Here is a 24941-nt window from a genome sequence, read left to right on the forward strand (position 1 = left end):
GCGGTGGATCGTCGGGCGGCTGGTGAGAAAACAATAATGAATGGGCGTTTTTAAAACATGGCATTACTGACTGAACACGAACAACGCAAAGTCGCCGAAGCGATTGCCCGGGTCGAGCGCGACACCGACGCCGAACTGGTGACCGTGCTCGCCGCCCGCGCCGACGACTATGCGTACATCCCGCTACTCTGGGCCAGCCTGCTGGCGCTGGTGGTGCCGGGTGTCGTGCATTACCTGACAGGCTGGCTGACTATGCACAGCCTGTTGCTGGTGCAATGGATCACTTTCATCGTGTTGTGCCTGCTGTTCCGGGTGCCAAAAATCACCACCCACCTGATCCCGCGTTCGGTGCGCCACTGGCGCGCTTCCAACCTGGCACGCCGGCAGTTCCTGGAGCAAAACCTGCACCACACCGTGGGCAGCACCGGCATGCTGATCTTTGTCTCGGAAGCCGAGCGTTATGTGGAAATTCTGGTGGATGAGGGCATTTCCAGCCGCCTCGACAATAAGAACTGGGACGCGATTGTCGCCGCCTTCACCCAGCAGGTGCGGCAGGGGCAGACGCTGCAAGGGTTTGTCAGTTGCGTCGAAGCCTGCGGCGAGTTGCTCAAGGTGCATGTGCCGGTGACCCATGTGCGTAATGAGTTGCCGAATCGATTGGTGGTGCTCGGCTGATCTGTACTGACAATCCCTATTGTGGCGAGGGAGCTTGCTCCCGCTGGGCTGCGAAGCAGCCCCAAAAACCGGCAAACACAACTATTCAGAAAATCCTGATTGTTTTCCTTGCGACCGCTTCGCAGTCGAGCGGGACGGTGCGGCGTTCCGACAAGCTCCCTCGCCACAGAATTCTTGCCGTTCAGCAAATAACCGCGTGTTCCTTGACGCCATCCCCCCTAAAATACCCGCCATTCTCGATCCGCCCCGCCTGAGGCCGTTTTTTTCATGTCTGTCACCGCCACTCCCGCCAGCCTCGCGCCGGATCATCACGCCCAGTTCATCGACCTGCTGCAAAGCAGCCTCGAGCAGAACGCCTTCATCAAACTGGTGCTGGCCAAGTACGTTGGCGACGAAACCGATCTGCAGCGGATTATCATCAAACCGGTGACGGTCAAGACGCAGCCTTGCTTGTCTTTCGTCTACCGCTACAAAACCCGCGACATCACCAAAAACCTGCCGCTGGCCGAAGGCGTGGCGAGCATTGCCGAGCTGTTGCCGGCCTCGTTCAAAAATGCGCATTTGCTGGCGCTGACAGACGAAGCCCAGCTCGAATACAGCAAAAAGGGCAAGTCTTCGCTGTTCAAGAGCAAGCCTCAGCAATTGCGCGAAGTACCGTCCGCCGAGCATAACCGCGAGAAAAACCGCTTTCTCGACCTGAACCGACCGTTCCTCGCCGATCTCGGCGTGACCAACAGCAAGCACGAGCTGATCCCGGCGATGTCGCGCAAGTGGAAGCAGATCAACAAGTTCATCGAAGTGTTCAGCCATGCGCTGACCTCGTCGCCGCTGGCGCTGGACAAACCGGTACGAGTGGCTGACTTCGGTTCGGGCAAGGGTTACCTGACCTTCGCCATCCACGACTACCTGCGCAACACCCTGAACGCCGAAGGCGAAGTGACTGGCGTCGAGCTGCGTGAAGACATGGTCACCCTGTGCAACGCCGCGGCAGCCAAGCTTGAGCATCCGGGGCTGGTGTTCAAGTGCGGTGACGTGCGCAGCGTGGCGCCGAGTGAGCTGGACGTGATGATCGCGCTGCACGCCTGCGACATCGCCACTGACTACGCGATTCACACGGGCATCCGCTCCGGGGCGTCGATCATCATGTGCTCGCCGTGCTGCCACAAACAGATTCGCCTGCAAATCCAGAGCCCGGTGCTGCTCAAGCCGATGCTGCAATACGGCTTGCACCTGGGCCAGCAGGCTGAAATGGTCACCGACAGTTTGCGTGCGCTGTTCCTTGAAGCTTGCGGTTACGAGACCAAGGTGTTCGAGTTCATCTCGCTGGACCACACCAACAAGAACAAGATGATCCTGGCGGTCAAACGCGCCGAGCCGGTTGATCCGGCCCAGCTGTTGGCGAAGATCCAGGAACTGAAGGATTTCTACCACATCCGCGAGCATTGCCTGGAAACCCTGCTGCGGGCCGACGGCTATCTCTGATCCCTTGTAGGAGCCGGCTTGCTGGCGATGGTGTGTCAGCGACATGAGTGTTGACTGACATGACGCCATCGCCAGCAAGCCGGCTCCTACAGGGTTTAGGCGGTGGCGACGCGGGCGGGTTTGACTGCCGTCTTGCGCCCCAGCATCACCGTCACAATCACCCCACCGGCAAACAACCACGTCACCGGCTCGACGTGCTCCCCGAAAAACAGCGCCGAAAAAGCGATGGTGAAGAAAATCTGCAGCAACTGGATCTGACTGACCCGGGCAATCCCGCCCATGGCCAACCCGGCATACCAGGCAAAGAAACCAATGAACTGCGAAAACAGCGAGACGTAACCGAAGGCCCACCAGGTCTTGGCCGAGATTTCGCCCTGATGTTGCAGCGCCAGATACACCACCGGGCCGATCAAAAGTGGCGTCGACAACACCAGCGCCCAGCAGATCACCTGCCAGCCGCCCATCTCCTTGGCCAACCGACCACCTTCGGCGTATCCCAAGCCGCCCACGGCAATCGCCCCGAGCATCAACAAATCACCCGCCTGAATGCTGCCGGCACCACTGATCAGCGCATACCCGAGCACCAGCGCACTGCCCAGCGCGGCGCAGGCCCAGAAGGCTTTCGACGGACGTTCATGGGACAACCAGGCGGCGTACAACGCCACGCACAGCGGTTGCAAACCGTTGACCAGTGCACCGTGGGACGCCGGCAAGGTTTGCATGGCCCAGGCTGACAACACCGGGAAGCCGAGAATCACCCCGGCGATCACCAGGCTCAGGCCTTTGATTTGTTTCCAGGTCGGCCATTTCTCCCGCCGCCACAGCAACAGCAACGCCGCCGGAACGGCCGCGAACAGCGCTCGGCCCAGGCCATTGAGCAGCGGATGAAGTTCCTGCACGACGATTCGTGTGAAAGGCAGGGTGAGGCTGAAGATGACGACGCCGAGCAGGCCCAGGGCCATGCCGGTGTTTTCGCGGGAGGACATGATGGCAACCAGAATCTTGGGTGATGGGAAGTGCCTTCATCTAGCCATAAATGACGCATTCCGCGCTGTTACAGCTAGGCGCAGAGTTATCCGTACAGTTTGCGGTAAAACCCCTGTGGCGAGGGAGCTTGCTCCCGCTCGGCTGCGCAGCAGTCGTCAAACCTGCGCACGCTTTCTCAAAATAAGACGCAAGGGGCCGCTTCGCAGCCCAGCGGGAGCAAGCTCCCTCGCCACAAAAGCGCAGTGTCCGTAGTAGTCGGTTATTACCCACCCCTGCGGATAAGGACTACCTTGAATACTCCTGCATGCCCACGTTTCCCAGAGGAGTCCTCCCCATGGCAGCTAAAAAAATTCTGATGCTGGTTGGTGATTACGTCGAAGACTATGAAGTGATGGTGCCATTCCAGGCGCTGCTGATGGTCGGCCATACGGTGCACGCCGTCTGCCCGGACAAAACCGCTGGCCAGACCGTGCGTACGGCGATTCATGACTTCGAAGGCGACCAGACCTACAGCGAGAAACCCGGTCACCTGTTTGCTCTGAACTTCGATTTTGCCAAGGTCAATGCCGCCGATTACGACGCATTGTTGGTGCCAGGCGGTCGTGCGCCGGAGTACCTGCGCCTGAACGAAAAAGTCCTGGAACTGGTACGTGATTTCGACAAGGCCGGCAAGCCGATCGCCGCTGTGTGCCATGGCGCGCAATTGCTGGCAGCGGCGGGGATTCTCGAAGGTCGCGAGTGCAGCGCTTACCCCGCCTGTGCGCCGGAGGTACGCCTGGCCGGCGGTACGTTCATCGATATCCCGGTGACGGAAGGCCACGTTCAGGGCAATCTGGCCACCGCGCCGGCCTGGCCCGCCCACCCGAGCTGGCTCGCCGGGTTCCTCGGGTTGCTGGGCACCAAAATCACGCTGTAACGGGGGACCTGTCCATGTGCGAGCTGTATGTCAAAGCCGATCCGATTCTCTACGAATCGCGCTCCCGCTCGCTGCGCATCTGCGGGGTGGTCACCACCCTGCGTCTGGAAAATCAGTTCTGGGACATCCTCAGCGAAATCGCCGAAGTCGATGGCATGACCACCAACCAGTTGATCGCCAAGTTGTATGAAGAGGTGATGGACTACCGAGGGGAGGTGGTGAACTTCGCCTCGTTCTTGCGGGTGAGTTGTACGCGGTATTTGAGTCAGCGGCGGACATCGGCACCGGAGTTGTCGGTGGTGCGGGCGACGGTGAAGTAGATACATTTTTATCGCCGCAATCGGCCTCTTCGCGGGCAAGCCCGCTCCCACAGGTTCAATGTAATCCCTGTGGGAGCGGGCTTGCCCGCGATGGGGCCGGTAAGGGCGACAGAAACTCCTGGCTGGTCTTTACTCTGAAACGCGCAACCTCTCAATCGCCAAGGAGAAAGAGCATGTCCGGATGGTACGAAGTGAGCAAAAGCAGCACCGGTCAATTCCGGTTTGTATTGAAAGCGGCGAACGCCGAAACCATTCTGACCAGCGAGCTGTACACCACCCGCGCTGCGGCCGACAAAGGCATCGCATCGGTACAGGCCAACAGTGCGCTGGACGAACGCTACGAGAAGAAAACCACCAAGGATGGCCATCCTTATTTCAATCTCAAGGCCGCTAACCACGAGATCATCGGCAGCAGCGAAGCCTATTCCTCCGAAGCCGCCATGGAGAAAGGCATCGCCAGCGTAAAGGCCAACGGCCCGAGCAAGGTGATCAAAGACAAAACCTTGCCGGTGCTCTAATAACACCACCCCCTGTAGGAGCCGGCTTGCTGGCGATGGTGTGCCAGCTACATAAATGTTGACTGACACGACGCCATCGCCAGCAAGCCGGCTCCTACATTGGCGGTCAGCGCAAGGTTTTCAACAGACCTTGTAGCTGACTGACCCCTGCCTCACCTAGCGGGAACACCGGCAACCGCGGATCACCCACCTCCAGCCCGGTTTCGCGCAAACCAGCCTTGATCGTCGCCGGCAACCCACCCTTGAGGATGAAATCCAGCAACGGCAACTGGCGATAGAACAGTTCGCGCGCCTTGCCCAAATCATTGGCCAGCACTGCGTCATACAAATCCAGATTGAGCTGCGGAATCAGGTTCGGCGCCGCCGTGCACCAGCCTTCTGCCCCGGCCGCAAAGGCTTCCAGCGCCAGCGGATTGCAGCCGTTGTAGAACGGCACTTGGCCTTCGCCCAGGCGTTGCAGTTGGTGCATGCGCTGAATGTCGCCGGTGCTCTCCTTGACCATGGTCACGTTTTCCACGCCTTTGACGATGCGCAGGATCAGGTCCACCGACATGTCGGTGCCACTGGTGGCCGGGTTGTTGTAGAGCATGATCGGCACGCCGATGCTGTCGCCGATGGCGCGGTAGTGGGCGAGGATTTCCGCTTCGCTGAGCTTCCAGTAGGACGTCGGCAGCACCATCACCACGTCAGCGCCGTGGGCTTCGGCGAAACGTGCGCGACGGACTGCTTTGGCGGTGGTCAGGTCGGATACGCTGACGATGGTCGGTACGCGTTTGGCGACGTGTTTGATGCTGAACTCGGCAACCTGATCCCACTCCGCATCGCTCAGGTAAGCGCCTTCGCCGGTGCTGCCCAGGGGCGCGATGGCATGCACACCGCCGTCGATCAAGCGGTCGATGGAACGCCCGAGCGCGTCAAGATCAACGCCTTCGCCGTTGGCGGTAAACGGGGTGATGGTGTAGCCGATGATGCCGTGAATGGTGGTGGACATGGTGTCTCTCCTTCGAAAAAGGTCTGGGGTCAGTTCAGGCAATCGGCGTGCTGGCGCAGGTTCTGCCGCGCGTGATAGTTGAACGCGGCAGCGTGGCGTTTCGGCCGGGCAATCCAGTCGTGCGCTTCACGGCCCAGCTCGGGGATGATCGGTTTGATCGTTCCGGCACTCATCGCCAGCAGCTGCAATTTGGCGGCACGCTCGATCAGTTGGGCGATCACACAGGCCTCCTCGATGGTGGCGCCGGTGGACAGCTGGCCGTGGTGAGAAAGCAGTACCGCGCGTTTGTCGCCCAGCGCTCCGGCAATCAAGTCGCCTTCTTCGTTACCCACCGGCACACCGGGCCAGCCTTCAAGAAACGCGCAGTCGTCGTAGAGCGGGCAGAGGTCCATGTGGGAAATCTGCAGCGGCACTTCCAACATCGACAACGCTGCGATATGTGTCGGGTGGGTGTGAATGATGCAGTTCACATCCGGCCGGGCGCGGTACACCCAACTGTGGAAACGGTTGGCCGGGTTGGGCATGCCGTGGCCTTCGAGCACTTCCAGGTCTTCGTTGACCAGCAGCAGGTTGCTCGCGGTGATTTCGTCGAAACCCAGGCCCAGTTGTTGAGTGTAGTAAGTGCCAGGCTGGGGGCCGCGGGCGGTGATTTGCCCGGCCAGGCCGGAATCATGGCCATTCTCGAACAGAATGCGGCAAGTCAGGGCCAGCTTTTGCCGGTCGGTCCACGTATTATCCGCAAGGGTGTTTTGCATCTGGTTGAGCGCTTGCTTGACCAGTTGATCTTTGGGCAGTGCTAATGTCTTGGCCATATCGGTGTCCTCTTTGGCTGAGTCATGCAGATGACACGAAAGATGCTATATGACACCTTGTGTCATGAGCAAGGACAATTCGTCACCTCCTTGATGGATTAATCGCTCCACATGTCTATCCGTTTGAAATTATTAAGAAAAAAACTTGGGGTAACCCTTGAGGCGCTGGCGGAAAAATCCGGCATGACCAAGAGTTACCTGTCGAAGGTCGAACGCGGGCTCAACACGCCATCGATTGCGGCTGCGCTGAAACTGGCCAAGGCGTTGAACGTGAAGGTCGAGGAATTGTTCTCGGAGGACAACGTCAGCGTCGACAGCTACAGCCTGGTGCGTAGCCACGAGCGGCAACCTTTGGGCGCCAGCGACGACAATCCGGGTTACGCCGTACTGGCTCATCAGGTCAGTGAGCGCAACCTGCTGCCGTTCATCATTTATCCGCCAAGCGAATTTGCTGACAAGACCTTCAAGGAACATTTGGGCGAAGAGTTTCTGTTCGTTCACGAAGGGCAGGTGGAAGTGGACTTCGTCAGCGAGCGAGTGCTGCTCAATCGGGGTGATGCACTGCACTTCAACTCTCAGAAACCGCACCGGATCCGCTCGGTGGGCGAGGTGCAGGCGCAGTTGCTGGTGGTGGTGCATAGCGCGGAAGAATGAGTTGCGTGGGCTTTTGTGGCGAGGGAGCTTGCTCCCGCTCGACTGCGCAGCAGTCGTAAAACCTGCCAACGGATTTACCCTGAAAGAATGCAGGGGGCCGCTTCGCAGCCCAGCGGGAGCAAGCTCCCTCGCCACAGGTTAGCTATTTGCCTCACACCTCAACCGGCACGGTCAGCTTCGGGTTACCCAATCCATGAGTCTTGGAATCAAAAAACCGCAGCTCAACACCCGTCCCCTCGAACACCTTCGCGTAATGCCGCTTCTGATGCTGGATGAACGCCTTGCTGCGCGGATAAATCGAAATCGCCACCACCTTCGGTTTCGCCTGACGCAACGCGTGCACGATGTGGCTGTCCTGCTCGCCCAGCGCATGACCGAAGATGCACAAGCCGTCGCCATGGCCCAGTAACTGCTCGTAGCAAAACGACAGGTAATCCGAACTGCGGATGGTCTTGAGCTTGTCTTGCGACGGGCCTTCGTTGACGAACAGCGGTACGTCGTCGAGGGTCTTGATCGTGTTGTTGATGGCGAAGTTGCCCAGCAGCGTGCCCTCGGTCGCCATCAGTTTGCGCGCCGTGCCGTCCTGATTGCGCACCAGGTGCAGGCCGCCGTGCAGGTACAGCAAACGGGTCTTGTCAGTGGCGGTGGAACTCAGGTCGAAGCCGGGTTCGGTACCCTGGAACAAATCGCTGATGGTGTCCGGTTGGTGCTGGACCGCCCAGTAGCTAAGCAGGTCGTAATTGGTGGTGAACACCGTGCGGTAACTGCTCAGTTCCTGATTGATCGTCGCCAGGGTCGAGGCCTGGACCAGTCGCCACGGGATGTGCACCGCGTGCACGGTGTTGATCAGCGCTTCCTTGATCGCGTAGTAGCGATTGCGCGGCGCAGCAGAGCTGACGGCCAGGGCTTTGTTGACCCGGCTGGTGGTTTTCAGCGAGCTCAATACTTGTTCGAAGCTGCGGGTTTGCAGCGCCTCGAACACGCTCAGCTCCGACTGGCTCAGCGGTTTTTCTTCGACGGTGCGGGCGTTCTCGAACAGCGAGTCATAGCCGAAATCATCCCACACGGCGCGGCTGGCGCCGTTACCCACCAGCAGGCCGTTGAACGCCGCACTTGTGCGCACGGCGTTCCAGTCTTCAAGTAGGGCGTCGACATCCTGGAAATCGGTCATTGCGTTTGTCGTCTCGAAGCGAAAGGTTCTGATGGGCGGCGACTTTATCACGACCCAGTGCATAACCACGGCCCGAGCGAAGAACGCTATGCTGCGACTCCGCCCCAGCCGACATCGCCGAGTTCATTGATGCTGCAAAAAAGCCTGATCCGCCGCCTCGACCTGATCACCCTGCAACTGTTCGTGGCCGTGCATGAAGAGGGCACGCTGACCCGCGCCGCCGCGCGTGAGTCAATTGCGGTGTCGGCAGCGAGCAAGCGTTTGATGGAGTTGGAGGAGGCGCTGGGCATCAGCCTGTTCGTGCGTCAGGCCAAGGGCATGACGCTGACGCCGGCCGGTGAAACCCTGTTGCACCACGCCCGGCAGATGCTCTTCAACGTGGAGAAAATGGGCCTGGAACTGGGTGAGCACAGTCACGGTGTGCGGGGCTATGTGCGGATGCTGGCGAATCTGTCGGCGATCATCCAGTTTCTGCCCGAAGACCTGCGGGATTTTTCCGAACAACATCCACAGGTCAAGACCGACCTCGAAGAACGCCCCAGCGCCGGGGTGATTCAGGGCGTGCTGGATGGTGTCGCGGACCTCGGGATATGTTCCATCGACAGCGACATCAAAGGCCTGCACAGCGTGTTGTACCGTCAGGACAAACTGGTGGTGCTGATGCCGCCGCATCATCCGTTGGCCGACCGTTCGAACGTCGCTTTCGCCGATACGCTGGACAGCGATTACGTCGGTCTGCACGCCGCCAGTTCGATCAACATGCGCACCCACGCCGCCGCGCGCGAGGCAGGCAAGGTGCTGCGGGTGCGCATTCATGTGCCGGGGTTCGATGCGATGTGCCGCATGGTCCAGGCCAACATGGGAATTGGTGTCCTGCCGCAGCGGGCTTATGAATTGTTTGGTCGGGCGTTGGGACTGACGGCGGTGCCGCTGACTGACGACTGGTCGGATCGCGCCTTGATCGTGGTGGTGCGTGATCAGGCGTTGCTGTCGCCGGTGAGTCGGATGTTGTTTGAGCATTTGCGCGGGCAAGCCTGACGGTTTCTGCTGAATGGACCGGCCTCATCGCGGGCAAGCCACGCTCCCACAGTAGGCAATGTGGGACAGAAAACTACAGGAACACCAAAGATCCCTGTGGGAGCGGGCTTGCCCGCGATGACTGACCTAACGACGACGATAGTTTTCAGGGCGTTCGCGTTTCGCGAACGCTCGTTGCCAACTGAAGGTTGGATTCCAACGGCCACGCTCCTCTAGCCTTGGCAGCAATTCCAAGAACAACTAGAGGTACCCCGCGATGACTGCCCCCCTGAGTGCAATCAAAGTGATCGAGATCGGCACGCTGATCGCCGCGCCGTTCGCCGCGCGCATGCTTGCCGAGTTCGGCGCCGAAGTGATCAAGATCGAAGCCATGGGTCAGGGCGACCCGCTGCGCAAATGGCGCAAGCTGCACGAAGGCACTTCGCTGTGGTGGTACCTGCAATCGCGTAACAAGAAATCCCTCGCGCTGAACCTCAAATCCCCGGAAGGCATCGAACTGGTCAAGCAACTGGCGACCAGCGCCGACGTGCTGATCGAAAACCTGCGCCCCGGCGCGCTGGAAAAACTCGGCCTGGGCTGGGACGTACTGCACGCCCTCAACCCCAACCTTACCCTGGTGCGGATCTCCGGTTACGGCCAGACTGGCCCCTATCGCGATCGTCCGGGTTTCGGCGCCATTGGCGAGGCCATGGGCGGCATCCGCTACACCACCGGCACCCCCGGTTCACCGCCAGCGCGGGTCGGCGTCAGCCTCGGCGATTCCCTGGCGTCGCTGCACGCGGTGATCGGCGCGCTGATGTCGTTGCTGCGTGTCAAGACCGGGCAGGGCGGTGGGCAAATTGTCGACGTATCGCTGGCCGAAAGCGTGTTCAACGTCATGGAAAGCCTGGTGCCCGAATACGACATGCTCGGCCATGTGCGCGAGCGCAGCGGCGGTGCCTTGCCGGGCATCGCGCCTTCCAACACTTACCTGACGGCCGATGGCGCTTACGTGGTGATTGCCGGCAACAGTGACCCGATCTACAAGCGTTTGATGGAAACCATCGGCCGCCGCGATCTGGCCGAAGCACCGGAATTCGCCCACAACGACGGGCGTGCAGCCAAGAGCAATCTGCTTGATGCGGCAATCACCCACTGGACCAGCAGCCTGCCAATCGACGACGTCCTGGCAGCGCTGGAAGCCGCTGAAGTCCCGGCCGGGCGCATCTATTCGGTGGCCGACATCGTCGCCGATCCGCACTATCAAGCGCGAGACATGCTGCTCAACGCAGAATTGCCGGGCGGCGCCACGGTGAAGATGCCGGGCATCGTGCCGAAGCTCTCGGAAACGCCGGGAGGCGTGAACTGGTCCGGCCCCAGATTGGGTCAGCACACCGACGGTATCCTCGCGCAACTGGGCCTGACCGTGGCAGACATCGAACGGCTGAAAGTCGAAGGAGTGGTGCAATGATTTCTGATTATTCCGACAGCCTGATCGTTCAGGAAGTCTCCCCGCGCGACGGCTTGCAGATCGAGCCGACGTGGGTCGAAACCGTCGACAAGATTGCCCTGATCGATCAATTGTCCATGGCCGGATTCAGCCGTATTGAAGGGGGTTCGTTTGTCTCGCCGAAAGCCATTCCCGCATTGCGCGACGGTGAACTGGTGTTCAAGGGCATCACTCGTCAACCGGGGGTGATCTACGTCGCGTTGATCCCCAACCTCAAAGGCGCGCAGCGGGCCCTGGCGTGCAATGCCGATGAGCTGAACCTGGTGATGTCCGCCAGCCAGACTCACAATCTGGCGAACATGCGCATGCGCTGCGAAGATTCGTTAACAGCGTTTGGCGAGATCGTGCAGTTCGTCGGTGGTACTCAGGTGCGACTCAACGCCAGTATCGCGACAACCTTTGGTTGCCCGTTCGAAGGCAAGATCGATGAAGACCGAGTGATGCAGATCGTCGAGGCCTATCAGGAACTCGGCATCCAGGGCATCACCTTGGCGGACACCACTGGCATGGCCAATCCGCGTCAGGTGGATCGATTGGTGCGACGGGTCTTGCAGCGCGTATCGCCGGCAGACCTGACTCTGCACTTCCACAACACCCGTGGCCTCGGATTGTGCAATGTGCTGGCCGCGTTCGAGGCCGGTGCCCGGCGTTTCGACGCAGCACTCGGCGGCCTCGGCGGATGCCCGTTTGCACCGGGCGCCTCGGGCAACATCTGCACCGAAGACCTGGTGAACCTGTGCGATGAAGTCGGCATTCACACCGGCATCGATCTGCCGCTGTTACTGAAACTGTCTCGAGGTTTACCGGCGCTGCTCGGCCACGAAGTACCGGGCCAACTGGCCAAGGCCGGACGTAACTGCGACCTGCACCCCGTGCCGTTCTGAATGCACCCGATCCACCTGTAGGAGCCGGCTTGCTGGCGATGCTGCGTGCCAATCAACATCTACATCGACTGACACACCGCATCGCCAGCAAGCCGGCTCCTACAAAAAGAACCACCCCCTGACCAGACAACAAAAACAATCGGACACCCACGGGAAGTCCGCCTGGAGAACCGCAATGACCCTGAATGTACTGGAGGCGGGCGCGAGCCCGGCCGTTAGCCACGACGAAGAAAAAGCCCTGGTCAAAAAAGTCGCCTGGCGCCTGATGCCGTTGATCATGGTTTGCTACCTGTTCGCGTTTTTTGATCGCATCAACATCAGCTTCGCCAAATTCCAATTGCAGACCGACCTGAGCCTGAGCGACACCGCTTACGGCCTCGGCGCCGGGTTGTTCGTGGTCGGTTATGTGATTTTCGAAGTGCCGAGCAACATGATGCTGTACAAGGTCGGCGCCCGGCGCTGGATCGCCCGGATCATGATGTCCTGGGGTCTGGCCACCGCGCTGATGGTGTTCGTCAACAGCGAATGGCAGTTCTATGTCCTGCGGTTTGTGATCGGTGCGATGGAGGCGGGTTTCGCGCCGGGCGTGTTGTATTACCTGACGCTGTGGTTTCCCCAGCACTATCGCGGGCGCATCACCTCGATGCTGTTCCTGGCGTCGGCGTTTGCCGGCCTGGTCGGCGCGCCGTTCTCCGGGCTGGTGCTGCAACATCTCGACGGCTTTCTGGAAATGCGTGGCTGGCACTGGCTGTTCCTGCTCGGCGGCGTGCCGTGCATCGGCCTCGGCTTGCTAGTGCTGACCTTGCTCAAGGATCGCATCGAAGATGCCCATTGGTTGACGCCGTCAGAGAAGACGCTGCTGGCCAGCCGCATCGCGCACCATGAACCGCACAAGAGCGGCGGCTCGTTGCTGGCTGCACTGCGGATTCCGGGCTTCCTGACCCTCGGTCTGATCTACTTCCTGATTCAGGTAGCGTCTTATGGCTTGAATTTCTGGGCTCCGCAGTTGATCCGCAGTGCCGGCACCGAGAGCCCGGTGATGATCGGTTTGCTCACCGCCATTCCGTACATCTGCGGCGCGATCAGCATGGTGGTGATCGGGCGCTTGTCCGACTCGACAGGCGAGCGACGCAAGTTTGTTGCCGGGCTGGTAGCTGTCGGCGCGATCGGTTTCTTCTGTGCCGGGATCTTCGCCAACCACACGACCTTCCTGATCGTCGCTTTGGGCTTGCTCGGCGCCGGGATCATCGCCTCGATCCCGAGCTTCTGGACCTTGCCACCGAAACTCCTGGCGGGTGCTGGGGCGGGTGCGGCGGGCGGGATCGCGGTGATCAATACGCTGGGTCAGTTCGGCGGCATTGTCAGCCCGGTCATGGTCGGACGCATCAAAGACCTGACGGGCAGCACCACACCGGCGCTGTATGTCATTGGTGTCTGCGCGCTGATTGCGGTGGCGCTGCTGATGTGGGGCCTGCCGCAGAAACTGCGCACGCTGGACAAGTTTTAAAAACAAGGGCTTAAAAGATCGCAGCCTGCGGCAGCTCCTACAGAGACCACGCATCCCTGTAGGAGCTGCCGGAGGCTGCGATCTTTTGATCTTTGCAGGCGACTGATATCCAGATTCCTTCGACGATCTGTCAGTCAATGCTTCAGCAGCTGATATAGACTGGCGCCCATTCACGCAGTCGTTCAAAAGGGACTTCCAATGACCCCATCGCTACTCATGGCCGTTCTCGCCTCGGGTTTCATCTACGGCATCACCCCCGGGCCGGGCGTGCTGGCGGTATTCGGTATCGGTGCGGCCCACGGTCGGCGGGCAGGGGCAGGGTTTCTCTGCGGGCATTTATTGGGCGACGTGGTCTGGTGCAGCACCGCGCTGGTGGCGATTGTCGGCGCGCGGGAAATCGGCAGCACCGCGTTCGATGTACTGGGCGTGCTCAGCGGGCTCTATCTGTTCTGGCTCGGATGGCGCGCTGTGCGTGCTCGTCATAGCGGCACGCAAGCGCCACAAGGGCCGGCGCGGCAGCCGTTCTGGCATGGCATCCTGTTTGGCCTGACCAATCCAAAGGCTTATCCGGTGGCGGTGGCGACGTTTACCGCACTGCTGTCGAGCCGCGCAGAGTTGCTGACCTGGTCAATGTTGCCGTGGCTGATTTTCCTGAGTTTCGTCGGTGGCCTTGTCGCCTACGCTATTCTCATCGGCATCGTTGGGGCGCAGCGGGTGCGCACCTTGTATCAGCGTCATGAACTGGCGATTACTCGCTTGTGTGGCGTGATGTTTATCGGTTTTGCGATCAACGCCCTGGCGCATGCATTGCCGGGGCTGGTGACGAACAAGGCTTGAAGCTGATCGCAGGGATGCATCAGTAACAAACGGATAACCGGTCAGGGATGGTTTTTTATTGTGGCATTGTTCGGACGCGCGCTAGGCACCATGACCACCAGAAACCCCGCTCCGTTGGCGAGCTACATCGACCTGTTGCTGGACGCCGTCTGTGCAGTCGATAAACAAGGTCGCTTCGTTTTTGTCAGCGCGGCCTGCGAGCGCATTTTCGGTTACAGCCCCGAAGAGTTGATCGGTCAGCCAATGATCGAGCTGGTGCATCCGGCCGACCGTCAGCGCACTCTCGACGCCGCGCGGGAGATCATGGGTGGCGAGCCCAAGCTCAACTTCGAGAACCGTTACCTGCGCAAGGACGGCCGGGTAGTGCATATCCTCTGGTCGGCCCGTTGGTCGGAGGTCGATCAACTGCGTATCGCCGTGGCCCGCGACATCACCGAGCGCAAACAGGCCGAATCCCGGCAAGCGGCGCTGTATGCGATTTCCGAAGCGGCGCATGCCGCCGAAGACCTCTTGGCGCTGTTCAAACGCATCCATCTGATCATCGGTGAATGGCTGCCGGCGCTGAATTTTTCCGTCGCGCTGTACGACGAACACTGTGCCGAGCTGAAATTCCCTTATCACGTCGATGACCACGAGCCCGAGCCCGACTTGCCCGGAGCGATAACCGGGCGCCTGTGTGCCGAAGTCATTCGCACCGGCCTGCCGATCCTGTTGACCCCGGACCAGACCACACCGCAAGTGGGCTTCGAAGCATGGGTGACCGAACAGCATTCGCCCTGCTGGCTCGGCGTACCGTTGAACTCGCAAAACGGCACCCCCATCGGCGCACTGATCGTCAAAAGCGTTCCAGGCGGCGAACGCTACACCGAACAGGATAAAGAACTGCTGCAATACGTCTGCGCGCAGGTGGCGACCGCGATCGAGCGCAAGCAGCTGCACGCGCGCCTGCAGCGTATGGCCCAGTACGATCAATTGACGCAACTGCCTAACCGCGAATTGCTGCGTGACCGGCTCAAGACTGCACTCGACGCAGCGCGCGAGGGCCACGGACGAATGGCGCTGCTTTACGTCGACCTCGACCGTTTCAAGCAGGTCAACGACACCCACGGCCACGCGGTTGGCGACATGCTGCTGCAAACCGTCGCCAATCGGCTTAAGGGCTGTGTGCGTGAGTCCGACACGGTGGCGCGCATTGGTGGCGATGAGTTTGTGGTGTTGCTGCACAGCATCCACGCCTCGGGCGATGCCGATGGCGTGGCCGGGAAAATCCGGCAGGTCCTGGCCCAGCCCCTGCGCCTGGACGGGCACAGCCTGCACATCCAGCCGAGCATCGGCGTCGCCCAGTACCCCGAACACGGCACGGAAGAAAAGCAGTTGTTCAGGCACGCCGATGAAGCGATGTACAGCGCCAAGCGCGAGCATCACCTGCGCCTGGGGTGAATGCCGTTCGTCGTTCCATCGGCAGATTCTTTTAAACCTTTTGCATCGCACAAATTCAGAATCTATGCGGGCTATAGCTCGCCGCGATCAATAAAAGAGGAAGAGAATCATGCCTAATTCAAGAAACTCGAACTCGGGAAACTTCGCCAACGATCGAACCAAGGCGTCTGAAGCCGGTCGCAAAGGTGGGAAAACCACCACCACGACTGTCGATAAAGAGCCTGCGAAACCCGACATGGGCCGCAAGCCCGCTCAGAAATCCAAGTAATGGATGAAGGTGGTTTTGATTGAGAAGCGGGGGCGAAAGCTCCCGTTTGAATTTAAAGAGGAGGGCGCGACCATGAACTGGATGGCCACCCGATTACGCAACGCCGCAATTGCCACGTTACTGGGCCTGTGCGCCAACAGTGCTTTCGCCCAGTCGCCCGCCGAATTCATCAACGATGCTTCAGCCAAAGGCATGGCCGACATCGAAGCCAGTCGCCTGGCGCACCAGAAGTCCGAATCCAAAGAGGTCAAGGACTACACTATCGTCGTAATCAACGACCGCACCACCGCCAACCAGCACTTGGCTAAAATCGCCAAGCAACTGGATTTGCCGGTGGCCCCGCGCGAAGAAGTGGTCGACAAGGCCAAAGCCCTGATGCCGGAAGTCATGGAAGGCGATACCTTCGATGAAGCCTATGCGGCCAGCCAGGTCAAAACGACTCAGGAAGCCATCGAACAGCTTCAACAAACGGCGCAAACCACCGACGTGCCGGAAATCAAAGCCTTCGCCGAAGAAACACTGCCGAAATTGCAAAATCACCTGCAAATGGCCAAGGCCCTGCAAGCCAGTCGTTAATCGAAGGAGTGCGCGGGTGACCTCGGGCCACCCGCGATCTCACCCGATCAGCATTGATTGAGGTTAGGCTTGCTGCCTTTCTCCTCGACAACGGTGCCGTCCAGGGAAATCGTCTGACCTTCGCCTAGTTTCCGGTACTCCTTTCTCAACGCTTCCAATTGTTTGAGGTCCAACGCCTCCAGGCCCAGCATCGCGTTCTGCGCTTCTTTGGTTACCCGCAACAACTCATCGACCTTCAAATGCAAAATGTCCGTGTCACGGTTTTGCGTGTTCTGGATCAGGAACACCATCAGAAACGTGATGATGGTGGTCGAGGTGTTGATGATCAGTTGCCACGTATCGTTGAAACCGAAGATCGGCCCACTCAACCCCCACAAGAAAATCAGAACGATTGCCCCGAGAAAGGTTGTTGGGCTGCCGGCCCACAGGGCAAGTTTTTGCGCGACTTTTGCGAATTTCATGGCCGTGTTCCTCATGGGGATGTGCGTGAATTTGTGACAGCGCCAGGGCTATGAAAATTCGGCTTTTTTCAGAGCAAAAGCTCGCAGTAGAAGCTGCCGCAGGCTGCGATCTTTTGATCTTGCATAAAGGCTCGCAAAGCAACGTCGGCGCTGTATCGTTACGACTGAAGTTTTCGCCCGCTCTGAAAAACGTACCGACAGGAGAACGCAATGAGTTGGTCCGCCAAGCAATACGTCGCTTTTGAAGATGAACGCACCCGTCCCGCCCGTGACCTGCTGGCGGCAATTCCCTCCGGGGACGTGCGTTCGGCCGTGGACATCGGGTGCGGCCCCGGCAACTCCACCGAGTTGCTGGTGGAGCGTTTTGCCGGGGCGACGGTGCGGGGGCTGGACAGTTCGCCCGATATGATCGAAGCCGCACGCAAGCGCTTGCCGCAGGTGCGGTTCGATATCGCGGACATCGACACCTGGCAGGACAACGGCCCGTTCGACGTAATTTTTGCCAACGCGGTGTTGCAGTGGGTGCCGGATCACGCCACGTTGCTGCCTTCGCTGGTGAGCAAACTTTCTCCCGGTGGCAGCCTGGCGATCCAGATGCCGGACAATCTCAACGAACCTTCGCACCGCTTGATGCGTGAAATCGCGGCTGATGGACCATGGGTAGGCAAACTGGCGGGCGCCGCCGGCCAGCGAACTGACATGGAAAGTGCCAGCGGTTACTACTCGATACTGAAAGCCTGCTGCACCCACGTCGATGTGTGGCGCACTACTTACCATCATCCGCTGGCGGGCGGCGCCTCGGGTGTGGTCGAGTGGTTCAAGGGCAGTGGTTTGCGGCCGTTTCTCGAATCGCTGGATGAGGCGGAACGGGCGCAGTATCTGAAGCAGTATCAGGCAGCTATAGAACAGGCTTATCCGGCGTTGAGTGATGGTTCGGTTTTGCTGCCATTCCCACGTTTGTTTTTGGTTGCGACGCGCTGATGCGAAAAAGGGGCAGGTGTCATCTGCCCCTTTTTTTCGCGCGTCTGGCGCTCATGTATTCAAAAATGAATGAAGCAAAGCCGAACAACCCGATCATTGAAACGATCATGATTCCCAACTCTGAACTGTCCATGCCGATCTCGCTGTGAAGAGTGAGTCGGGAGAATAAGACATCCCCGGTCCGGCTCGACGCAGCGCTATTGCTTCTTTACGGGCGTGCGCGGATCTATACGCAAACGATACGGTCAGGCCCAACATCATCAGTCGCTCCCGTGCTTCGGACGCCGAAAAACTTGTGGGAGCCAGCCTGCTGGCGATGACGGTCGCACATTCAACGACCAGGTTTGCCTGATCGTCCGCTATCGCGAGCAGGCTTGCTCCTACAGGTCAGGTCAGGACGGTTCTGCGTCCATGCGTCGGGCTATTACATCCAGCACATCGCAGCCGTCGCGCAGTGGTATGCAGCACAACAATGCGAAGTCGCTGAGGATCACCGAGTCTGTGCTGATTTCCCCTCGCATCGCGAGGTTTTCGAGGACCTGCGTCACAGCGCTGATTCTGTAGTTGGCCGTGCTGAGCAGCGAGTGCAGGGGTTGGGTGGTGTTGACGTAGAGGGAGGGGAGGTCGTCGGCGTTGCTGGTTAAAGCCATAAATTCTTTCATGAGTGATTTCCATGGAGAGAAGAAGACCTACCACTCAATCGTCGCCAAACAATAGGGTGGTAGCTGTACGCGGGTTGGCGAACCGGGCCATGGTAAACCGGCAGACCCTAGGGTCTCCCACGCACAGCCACCAAAAAAAGGCAGCCAAGTGCGTTCAAAAGCCCTCCGAGAAATACTCGGAGGCTTCTGTACCAAGGCATCGAGTCGCCAAACCCGACACGCCATTTGGGCGTACTCGGACTATAGGTCTCATGACAAAGACACAGCAATGCGCAAGTGTACGGACAATTCCCAATGTCGTGTAGGACATTGCTTTTTGTGCGTATTAACCGAGGAGCTCGTCCAATCGATGATGATTTGGTAGGGCCATGAGCTAAGTCGTCGACTAAAAACTCAATGATTGCTGCCTAGCGTTTGGTGGATCTGATTTTTTGGGCTGCGGTTTTGATCTCGTTGATGACTTCCACTTGAGGTAAGTCCCCCATGTGGGCGGTTAGGAGTTGGGGGTGATGCGATGGTGCAGTTGGAGATAGCGCTGTGGCCGCAGTTGAATGTGTAGGCGGAGCTGTTAATTGGCTGCTCGATGGGGTGTACGGTGGTGGCAGATCCGAGGCAATGGTCCGGCTGTATCGTGGCAGATTTACATCTGGTAATAGCGTCATGAAATATGAAGGGGGGGGGTCGACCACTGCCGCTGCTACATTTGCCGCTCTGCGAGCCAACTTCAGGGTCGCTACCCCTGCGCCCGCACTCCCGACGGCCAGAACCGGTGCTATTACGGAAGCAGGAGCTGCAATCACCGCGGCACCGAGGAAGACGCCAGTGGTCCCCGTACCCAGAGCCAAAAGGCCTTGCCTACTGAATCGAACCCCGTTGTACAACGAAGAGATCATTCCTCCCAACGAAGATGCCGCGCCTGCAACACCCGAAAGTTGGCTGAAGAAAATCGGTAAAGCAATCCGTCCTGTCGGATCACGATAATTGATGGGATCTCCAACGCAATACATGTAGGCGTTCAATCCACCCGCTCCGAATGGGCTTAACTTGTCTGGACTGTGGAAACGCATCAGTAGCGGGTTATAGGCCCGATAGCCGTTACCCAGCATGTACCAACCCGTGTGAGGCTCTCTCAACTCGCCATTGAATCCCAGACGAGTCGAAAGCAGGTGGTCAGATAACAAGTGCCCGTAAGCGGAATAGCTCACTGCGCTTGCTTCACCTCGACTCACTTCTGCCAAAATTGATTGGCTCTTGCTGCTGGCCAGCAGAATCGTATGCCGACTGATGTCATTGTTTCGAGGGGGCATCATCAGAGAGGTCGCTTATTTCTACTGAGGAGGATGATTGCTGTTGTACACCCATTTCCTCACATCATGAACTAGCAGAACTGATAGTCCTTGGGCTCACCTTCGACCTTGCATAATTCAATTCTCAGACACAATAAACCGGTCACTTGCGACCGGTTTATTGACTACTGAATGAAAGCCATCAGCCCTGCTGCAACACCTTGAGTGCCGCCGACGCCAGAAAGCCCGAACGGCTTTTCTCCTCCGGATGGTGCAGTACATATTCATCTATACGGTTGAGCAGATAGCCAGGCAGCGTGATGTTCAGTTTCTGCGCCTTGCCCAGGTATTTGGTCACGTCGATGTCCACCAGCGCCCATGCGCAACCCGCGTATTTTGGATCAGCCGCGTGCAAGGTCACTTTGTTAGCGGGCGGAATGGGCGAACCGTCTTCGGCCAATATCTCGAAATGACCTTCGATGGCCTCGCGGGCCATCGCCATCGCGTCGTCCAGATCTTCCCCAGCGGAAAAACAGCCCGGAATGTCGGGGACTTCAACGCCCCAGGCGTGCTCGTCGTCGCCCATTGAAATGGCAATTGGGTAAAGCATGTTCAGTGTCCTCCGAGGACTCAGCGCGTCAGGCTCGTTAGAGCAGCGCCTGTTGCAAAATACTGATGGCCGTTTTCTTGAGCAGATCTTTTTTCGGATGAGGGACCGTCACCAACCCCGGCTTGGTCGGGTGTTTGAAGTGATGATGGCTGCCTCTGATACGTACCAGATACCAACCGTCCGCAATGATTTGGCTTATCAAAAATCGGCTATTCACATCACCTCCCTGTGGTGTGCTTGTGGTTACTATACCTACTGATTTTATGTAATCAACACTATACCCACCAAATTTTCCTGGCTTGGTGAGACGGCGATACAAATCGAGTCTAGGAGGGCGCAGTGGGAATGGGTATGTGCGAGGCTTGATTGAGGTGTTTTGTGTGTTTCGAGTTTTTTCCTCGATTATCCTCACCCGAAATCAGACATAAAAAAACCGGCCACTTGGACCGGTTTTTTCTGTCTCTACATTCCCCCGTCAAAACCCTCTTAACGTGAGAACAAAATTTGATTGGAGCGGGTGAAGGGAATCGAACCCTCGTTATCAGCTTGGGAAGCTGGAGTAATGCCATTATACGACACCCGCTCAGAGCGGTGACTTTGTACCAGATGTGCGCTTGGAAATGAAGTTTTTCTTTACGTGGAGCGGGTTTAACGCGGACAGGGCGCATGGCTGTCTATCGCGGGCAAGCTTCGTTCCGGCAGGAATGCGATTAGCGCTGCGGGGCGAAGCTTGCTCGCGATGACTCTCTTTCAGATTGCCAATGCATGGTGGTCCTGGACGTAGTGGTAACGCGGTCGGCTTTCGTGCTGTGCCGGCTTCAGGAACCCAAGCAAGGCGTTGCGGCTGTCTCGGCAGGCGGCTTTGTGTTCCATGTCGAGAAAGTGGCCGGTGGCCTCAAGGGTGGTGAAGGTGGCGTGTTGCACGTGGTTGGCGAACAACCGGGCGCCATCGGCGGCGGTGTATTCGTCCCATTCGCCGTTCATGAACAGCACTGGCACGTTGATTTTCTCCGAGGCTTTCAAGAAGCATTGGCGGTCGCTGTGCAGCAGGTCGCTGATGTGGAAGTGCATCTGCCCGTATTCGTGATCGGCCAGGCTGCTGACATGGCGATAGTTGAAGCGCTTGAACAGCGTCGGCAGGTGTTTGCCGATGGTGCTATTCACCAGGTTGCCGACGCGGTCGCCATCGCGGCTGCCGAGGTAATCCACACCGCGCTCAAGGTAGTCGAGCATGTGCGCGTTGATCTCCGGGGAGAACGAACTGATCACGGCTCTTTCGATGCGCCGTGGCCGTTGGGCGAGGGCGACCAGGGTCGCGGCGCCACCCCAGGAAAACGACAGCACGTGTTCGGCGGCGAAGTGGTCGATCAGCTCCAGGAGGATCTGCCCTTCGACTTCCTTGGTCAGCAATTTCTCATGCAGGTTGTGGGCTTTTGACTTGCCCGCGTAGGGCTGGTCGTAGCAGACCACATTGAACTGCGGGTGGAGGTTTTTCACGGTTTGTGCAAACGACGCAGTCGTGGCCATCGAGCCGTTGACCAAGATAATGGTCTTCTCTGCGGCGTCTGCGCGATAGAACTCCGTGTAAACCCGATACTGACCCTGTATATCCAGCACAGCGATTTCTGGCCTCATGTCATAAGACTCCTGGCAAGCGGGTATGCGCGCAAATGAGATTGCACGAGCTTTGTGACAGGTAGGCATATGCCTGGAATTTTGAGAGGCCCATGTCGATCCATTGCAGTCCGGTCGACGGGTATTGTTATTGGCGGGCAGTTTGCCGGTGCAACGCGGAACCTCAAGGTTCTCTACCGACAAAAAGTTTCTTAGAAGTATGTTGTGACTCGTCGGTCACATTTCGGCCGACGTCCTGATTCAAGCAGGGGTCACATCATTGCGCAAGTGCCTTTGGTAAATTGTTCGACAACTTCTGCTGAGCGGTAGGCTGCTTAGATCGATTCGATCTCATCAGCGCTTAGCGCACGGTATTCGCCTGGTTTTAGCGAGTCATCGAGCACCAACGGGCCCATGCGTTCGCGGTGCAGGCGCATCACTTTGTTGTCGAAGTGGCCGAACATGCGCTTCACCTGGTGATAACGGCCCTCGACGATGCTCAAGCGTGCCGATTTCGGTCCGAGCAGCTCTAGACCGGCGGGTTGCGTGGTGAGGTCTTCGAAGGCGAAGTACAGGCCTTCGTTGAACTTGATCGCGTATTCGGGGCCGATGTCCTGCTCGGTTTCGACGTAATAGACCTTCGGCAGTTTGGTCTGCGGTTGGGTCAGGCGTCGTGACCAGCTGCCGTCGTTGGTGATCAGCATCAGGCCCGTGGTGTTGAAATCCAGGCGTCCGGCGATGTGCAGGTCGTCCTTGTCTGACTCGTGGATCAGGTCGAGGACGGTGGGATGCTGCGGGTCGCGAGTGGCGCTGACGCAGCCAGCAGGCTTGTGCAACATGAAGTGGCGCAGCGGTTTGCCGGTTTGCAGCAGTTCGTCGTCGACTTCGATGCGGCTGAACTCCCGAACTTCGGCGTGTGGGTCGCTGACGATTTTTCCGTCAATCCTGACGCGCTTTTCCACCAGCAACAGGCGTACTTGCTTACGGTTGAAGCGGGGCAGGTTGCTGAGGAAGCGGTCGACGCGCATGACGAAGGATCAGTTAAAGAAACGGGCGCGCATCTTACTTGATCGGCCGGGCCGCTGCTTGCAGCTGCGCCTCGACTTCAGCGCAGCGCGGGCACAGGCAGGAGGCGTTGCGCAGTTCGGCCGGCAGCGCTTCGAGCACTGCCGGGTCGATGCTGACGCCGTAGCACCAGCACGCCCGATCGGCGCTTCGCGGGTCGGCCAGGGTGCAGTCGTTAGGCGCACCGCAGGCGGGGCAGAGGTCAGGCTGGTTCATAACTGGAGTGAGGCATTTCCACGCAGGTTCGGTTGCGGCCCGATTGTTTGGCCCGATACATCGCATGATCGGCCCGCGACAGCAGGGTGTGCAAGGTGTCGTCGGCTTGCAGGGTGGTCAGGCCAATGCTGACGGTCAGTTGCAGGGTGCTGTTGTTGTAGGCGTAGCGCTGCTGTTCCACATGATGACGAATTTTCTCGGCGATTTTCAGACCGGTCTCACCGTCGGTGTCCTTGAGCAGCACGATGAATTCTTCACCGCCCCAACGGCAGACGATGTCGGAGTGACGAAGGCAGCTTTCCAGATTTCGGGCGAAGCCGATCAGCACCTGATCGCCGGCCAAGTGACCGTAGGTGTCGTTCAAGGCCTTGAAGTGGTCGAGGTCGAGCAGCAACGCGGTCAGTGGTTTCGGTTCCCGTTGGGCTTCGTGCATGGCCTGCGCGGCCAGCAGGTCGAAGCCGCGACGGTTGGGCAATTCCGTCAGGCTATCGAGCGTGGCCTGAGCCTGGATCTTGCCCTGAAAGCGTTTGATCACCTGGTTGAGCAGCACCAGCACCGTCAGGGTAACCACGAGGCAGATCAGCAGATTCAGGTACAGCGAGCGGCGGATATCGCTGAGATCGCCATCTTCACGTTTGTCGACGAACAAGTACCAGTTGAGTTCGGGGATGAACCGTACGTTAAGGAAATGTCCCTGGCCCTGGCCGGAATATTCGTAGCTGCCGCCGTGGGGTTTGGGCAACTGGCTGACCAGGTTTTCCATGCTGTCGAGTTCGCCCAGGGTCTGCCCGGCCCGCGCACCTTGAGGGCCGCCCTCGGCGCCGGTCAGCACCAGTCGGCCGAATGTGTCGACGAAATAAACGCTGCGTTGATAACGCTGCTGGTACTTGTCGATCAGTTTGATCACCGCATCAACCGTCAGCCCGACACCCGCGGCGCCGATGAAACGGTTGTTGTAGTCGTAGACCTTGTAGTTGATGAAGACCGTCAGGTTGTCCTTGTTGGCGAGGTCAGGATCGACGTTGATCTCGTACGGATCCTTCATGTCGCGCACGCGAAAGTACCAGGCGTCACGGGGTTCGGTGGCCTTGACCTGCTTGAGCACGCCCTTGGCGTGGTAGTAAGTCAGGCTAGCGTCGGAGACGAAAAACGCCGTGTAGGCGCCGTAGTGGGTCATGACCTCGTTGAGGTAGCGGGTCATCTGGTCGGCGTCGCGTTCGCCGTTGACCACCCAGTCGCGCATGAAGGTGTCGCGGGACATCATCGAAGAAATCAGGATCGGTCTGACAAGGTCTTTCTGGATTTCCGAGTAGACCGTGTCCGATGTCAGCGGCAGTTCGGTTTTGACGATGTTGTCGCGGATCGACGCCCGAGAGGCGTAGTAACTGAGGAAGGAAGTGGCCAGGAAGCCTGCGCCCAGCAATGCGACCAGCGTGAGTACCAACGAACGTTGAGAATACAGCGGCGAGCGAAGCGGCATG

Annotated in this window: 28 protein-coding genes and 1 tRNA gene; 15 read left to right on the forward strand and 14 right to left on the reverse strand. The window is 58.8% G+C overall.

What is annotated here, in order from left to right; all coding sequences use genetic code 11:
* Positions 1-57 precede the first annotated feature (57 nt).
* A complete protein-coding gene (locus KGB21_RS24675) occupies positions 58-675 on the forward strand; it encodes a TPM domain-containing protein (RefSeq protein WP_223506997.1) in 618 nt (205 codons plus the stop codon).
* A 267-nt stretch (positions 676-942) separates the two neighbouring features.
* Positions 943-2157: a class I SAM-dependent methyltransferase gene (locus KGB21_RS24680; RefSeq protein ID WP_223506998.1), complete on the forward strand. Its 1215-nt coding sequence runs from the start codon at positions 943-945 to the stop codon at positions 2155-2157.
* A gap of 95 nt (positions 2158-2252) precedes the next feature.
* Here the strand turns inward: KGB21_RS24680 and KGB21_RS24685 are convergent, their stop codons facing one another.
* Positions 2253-3143, reverse strand: a complete 891-nt coding sequence (locus tag KGB21_RS24685) for a DMT family transporter (RefSeq protein ID WP_150732210.1) — start codon at positions 3141-3143, stop codon at positions 2253-2255.
* A 335-nt stretch (positions 3144-3478) separates the two neighbouring features.
* On the opposite strand from KGB21_RS24685, the gene KGB21_RS24690 reads away from it, so the two are divergent.
* The 3 genes from KGB21_RS24690 to KGB21_RS24700 all read left to right on the forward strand — a co-directional run bounded on the left by KGB21_RS24690 (position 3479) and on the right by KGB21_RS24700 (position 4898).
* A complete protein-coding gene (locus KGB21_RS24690; protein WP_034151484.1) occupies positions 3479-4060 on the forward strand; it encodes a DJ-1/PfpI family protein in 582 nt (193 codons plus the stop codon).
* A 14-nt stretch (positions 4061-4074) separates the two neighbouring features.
* Positions 4075-4380: a ribbon-helix-helix domain-containing protein gene (locus tag KGB21_RS24695; RefSeq protein WP_034151485.1), complete on the forward strand. Its 306-nt coding sequence runs from the start codon at positions 4075-4077 to the stop codon at positions 4378-4380.
* Between the two features lie 173 nt (positions 4381-4553).
* Positions 4554-4898, forward strand: coding sequence for a YegP family protein (locus tag KGB21_RS24700; protein ID WP_223506999.1), 345 nt, complete (start codon positions 4554-4556; stop codon positions 4896-4898).
* Between the two features lie 106 nt (positions 4899-5004).
* On the opposite strand, the gene KGB21_RS24705 is transcribed toward KGB21_RS24700, so the two are convergent.
* Positions 5005-5889 (reverse strand): dihydrodipicolinate synthase family protein, encoded by an 885-nt coding sequence (locus KGB21_RS24705; protein WP_223507000.1) that lies wholly within the window; start codon positions 5887-5889, stop codon positions 5005-5007.
* 29 nt (positions 5890-5918) lie between these two features.
* A complete protein-coding gene (locus KGB21_RS24710; protein WP_223507001.1) occupies positions 5919-6701 on the reverse strand; it encodes an aldolase in 783 nt (260 codons plus the stop codon).
* Positions 6702-6812: 111 nt separating this feature from the next.
* On the opposite strand from KGB21_RS24710, the gene KGB21_RS24715 reads away from it, so the two are divergent.
* Entirely contained in the window at positions 6813-7355 is a 543-nt protein-coding gene (locus tag KGB21_RS24715; protein ID WP_034150121.1) for a helix-turn-helix domain-containing protein, read from the forward strand.
* Positions 7356-7506: 151 nt separating this feature from the next.
* Here the strand turns inward: KGB21_RS24715 and KGB21_RS24720 are convergent, their stop codons facing one another.
* Positions 7507-8526, reverse strand: a complete 1020-nt coding sequence (locus tag KGB21_RS24720) for a DUF4917 family protein (protein WP_034150120.1) — start codon at positions 8524-8526, stop codon at positions 7507-7509.
* 129 nt (positions 8527-8655) lie between these two features.
* Here KGB21_RS24720 and KGB21_RS24725 point away from each other — a divergent pair, with 129 nt between their 5' ends.
* The 8 genes from KGB21_RS24725 to KGB21_RS24760 all read left to right on the forward strand — a co-directional run bounded on the left by KGB21_RS24725 (position 8656) and on the right by KGB21_RS24760 (position 16565).
* The gene (locus KGB21_RS24725) at positions 8656-9564 is read left to right on the forward strand and encodes a LysR family transcriptional regulator (protein WP_223507002.1); all 909 of its coding nucleotides are present in this window, start codon (positions 8656-8658) and stop codon (positions 9562-9564) included.
* A gap of 256 nt (positions 9565-9820) precedes the next feature.
* Complete coding sequence (locus KGB21_RS24730) at positions 9821-11014, forward strand: CaiB/BaiF CoA transferase family protein (RefSeq protein ID WP_223507003.1); 1194 nt, start codon at positions 9821-9823, stop codon at positions 11012-11014.
* The gene (locus KGB21_RS24735) at positions 11011-11937 is read left to right on the forward strand and encodes a hydroxymethylglutaryl-CoA lyase (RefSeq protein WP_034150117.1); all 927 of its coding nucleotides are present in this window, start codon (positions 11011-11013) and stop codon (positions 11935-11937) included. Before KGB21_RS24730 ends, KGB21_RS24735 begins: the two co-directional genes overlap by 4 nt.
* A 175-nt stretch (positions 11938-12112) precedes the next feature.
* The gene (locus KGB21_RS24740) at positions 12113-13444 is read left to right on the forward strand and encodes an MFS transporter (protein ID WP_223507004.1); all 1332 of its coding nucleotides are present in this window, start codon (positions 12113-12115) and stop codon (positions 13442-13444) included.
* A 198-nt stretch (positions 13445-13642) separates the two neighbouring features.
* On the forward strand, positions 13643-14281 hold the full coding sequence (locus KGB21_RS24745; protein ID WP_034150115.1) for a LysE family translocator: 639 nt from the start codon (positions 13643-13645) through the stop codon (positions 14279-14281).
* Positions 14282-14371: 90 nt separating this feature from the next.
* Positions 14372-15721: a sensor domain-containing diguanylate cyclase gene (locus KGB21_RS24750; RefSeq protein ID WP_223507005.1), complete on the forward strand. Its 1350-nt coding sequence runs from the start codon at positions 14372-14374 to the stop codon at positions 15719-15721.
* Between the two features lie 109 nt (positions 15722-15830).
* On the forward strand, positions 15831-15989 hold the full coding sequence (locus tag KGB21_RS24755) for a KGG domain-containing protein (protein ID WP_034150113.1): 159 nt from the start codon (positions 15831-15833) through the stop codon (positions 15987-15989).
* A 72-nt stretch (positions 15990-16061) separates the two neighbouring features.
* Positions 16062-16565 (forward strand): DUF4142 domain-containing protein, encoded by a 504-nt coding sequence (locus tag KGB21_RS24760; protein ID WP_223507006.1) that lies wholly within the window; start codon positions 16062-16064, stop codon positions 16563-16565.
* Between the two features lie 47 nt (positions 16566-16612).
* Here KGB21_RS24760 and KGB21_RS24765 read toward each other — a convergent pair whose 3' ends face one another.
* Positions 16613-17026, reverse strand: coding sequence for a low affinity iron permease family protein (locus KGB21_RS24765; protein WP_034150111.1), 414 nt, complete (start codon positions 17024-17026; stop codon positions 16613-16615).
* A gap of 210 nt (positions 17027-17236) precedes the next feature.
* On the opposite strand from KGB21_RS24765, the gene tam reads away from it, so the two are divergent.
* The gene (gene tam, locus KGB21_RS24770) at positions 17237-18007 is read left to right on the forward strand and encodes a trans-aconitate 2-methyltransferase (RefSeq protein WP_223507007.1); all 771 of its coding nucleotides are present in this window, start codon (positions 17237-17239) and stop codon (positions 18005-18007) included.
* A gap of 392 nt (positions 18008-18399) precedes the next feature.
* Here the strand turns inward: tam and KGB21_RS24775 are convergent, their stop codons facing one another.
* The 9 genes from KGB21_RS24775 to KGB21_RS24815 form a co-directional block, all read right to left on the reverse strand.
* The gene (locus tag KGB21_RS24775; protein ID WP_223507008.1) at positions 18400-18669 is read right to left on the reverse strand and encodes a short-chain dehydrogenase; all 270 of its coding nucleotides are present in this window, start codon (positions 18667-18669) and stop codon (positions 18400-18402) included.
* A gap of 407 nt (positions 18670-19076) precedes the next feature.
* A complete protein-coding gene (locus tag KGB21_RS24780; RefSeq protein ID WP_317846743.1) occupies positions 19077-19979 on the reverse strand; it encodes an RHS repeat-associated core domain-containing protein in 903 nt (300 codons plus the stop codon).
* Positions 19980-20157: 178 nt separating this feature from the next.
* The gene (locus tag KGB21_RS24785) at positions 20158-20565 is read right to left on the reverse strand and encodes a type II toxin-antitoxin system HicB family antitoxin (protein WP_034150108.1); all 408 of its coding nucleotides are present in this window, start codon (positions 20563-20565) and stop codon (positions 20158-20160) included.
* A 37-nt stretch (positions 20566-20602) separates the two neighbouring features.
* Positions 20603-20782, reverse strand: a complete 180-nt coding sequence (locus tag KGB21_RS24790; protein WP_034150107.1) for a type II toxin-antitoxin system HicA family toxin — start codon at positions 20780-20782, stop codon at positions 20603-20605.
* Between the two features lie 292 nt (positions 20783-21074).
* Positions 21075-21148: transfer RNA gene (locus KGB21_RS24795), tRNA-Gly, on the reverse strand.
* Positions 21149-21315: 167 nt separating this feature from the next.
* A complete protein-coding gene (locus tag KGB21_RS24800) occupies positions 21316-22200 on the reverse strand; it encodes an alpha/beta fold hydrolase (protein ID WP_034150104.1) in 885 nt (294 codons plus the stop codon).
* A gap of 314 nt (positions 22201-22514) precedes the next feature.
* Entirely contained in the window at positions 22515-23207 is a 693-nt protein-coding gene (locus tag KGB21_RS24805) for a pseudouridine synthase (protein ID WP_223507009.1), read from the reverse strand.
* 34 nt (positions 23208-23241) lie between these two features.
* Positions 23242-23460, reverse strand: coding sequence for a cysteine-rich CWC family protein (locus KGB21_RS24810; RefSeq protein WP_223507010.1), 219 nt, complete (start codon positions 23458-23460; stop codon positions 23242-23244).
* Positions 23447-24940, reverse strand: a complete 1494-nt coding sequence (locus KGB21_RS24815; RefSeq protein ID WP_034150101.1) for a sensor domain-containing diguanylate cyclase — start codon at positions 24938-24940, stop codon at positions 23447-23449. The genes KGB21_RS24810 and KGB21_RS24815 overlap by 14 nt, the downstream gene beginning before the upstream one ends.
* Position 24941 lies beyond the last annotated feature (1 nt).

Source organism: Pseudomonas sp. GL-RE-29 (assembly GCF_019947275.1).
In the GTDB taxonomy this organism is placed as follows: Bacteria; Pseudomonadota; Gammaproteobacteria; order Pseudomonadales; family Pseudomonadaceae; genus Aquipseudomonas; species Aquipseudomonas fluorescens_A.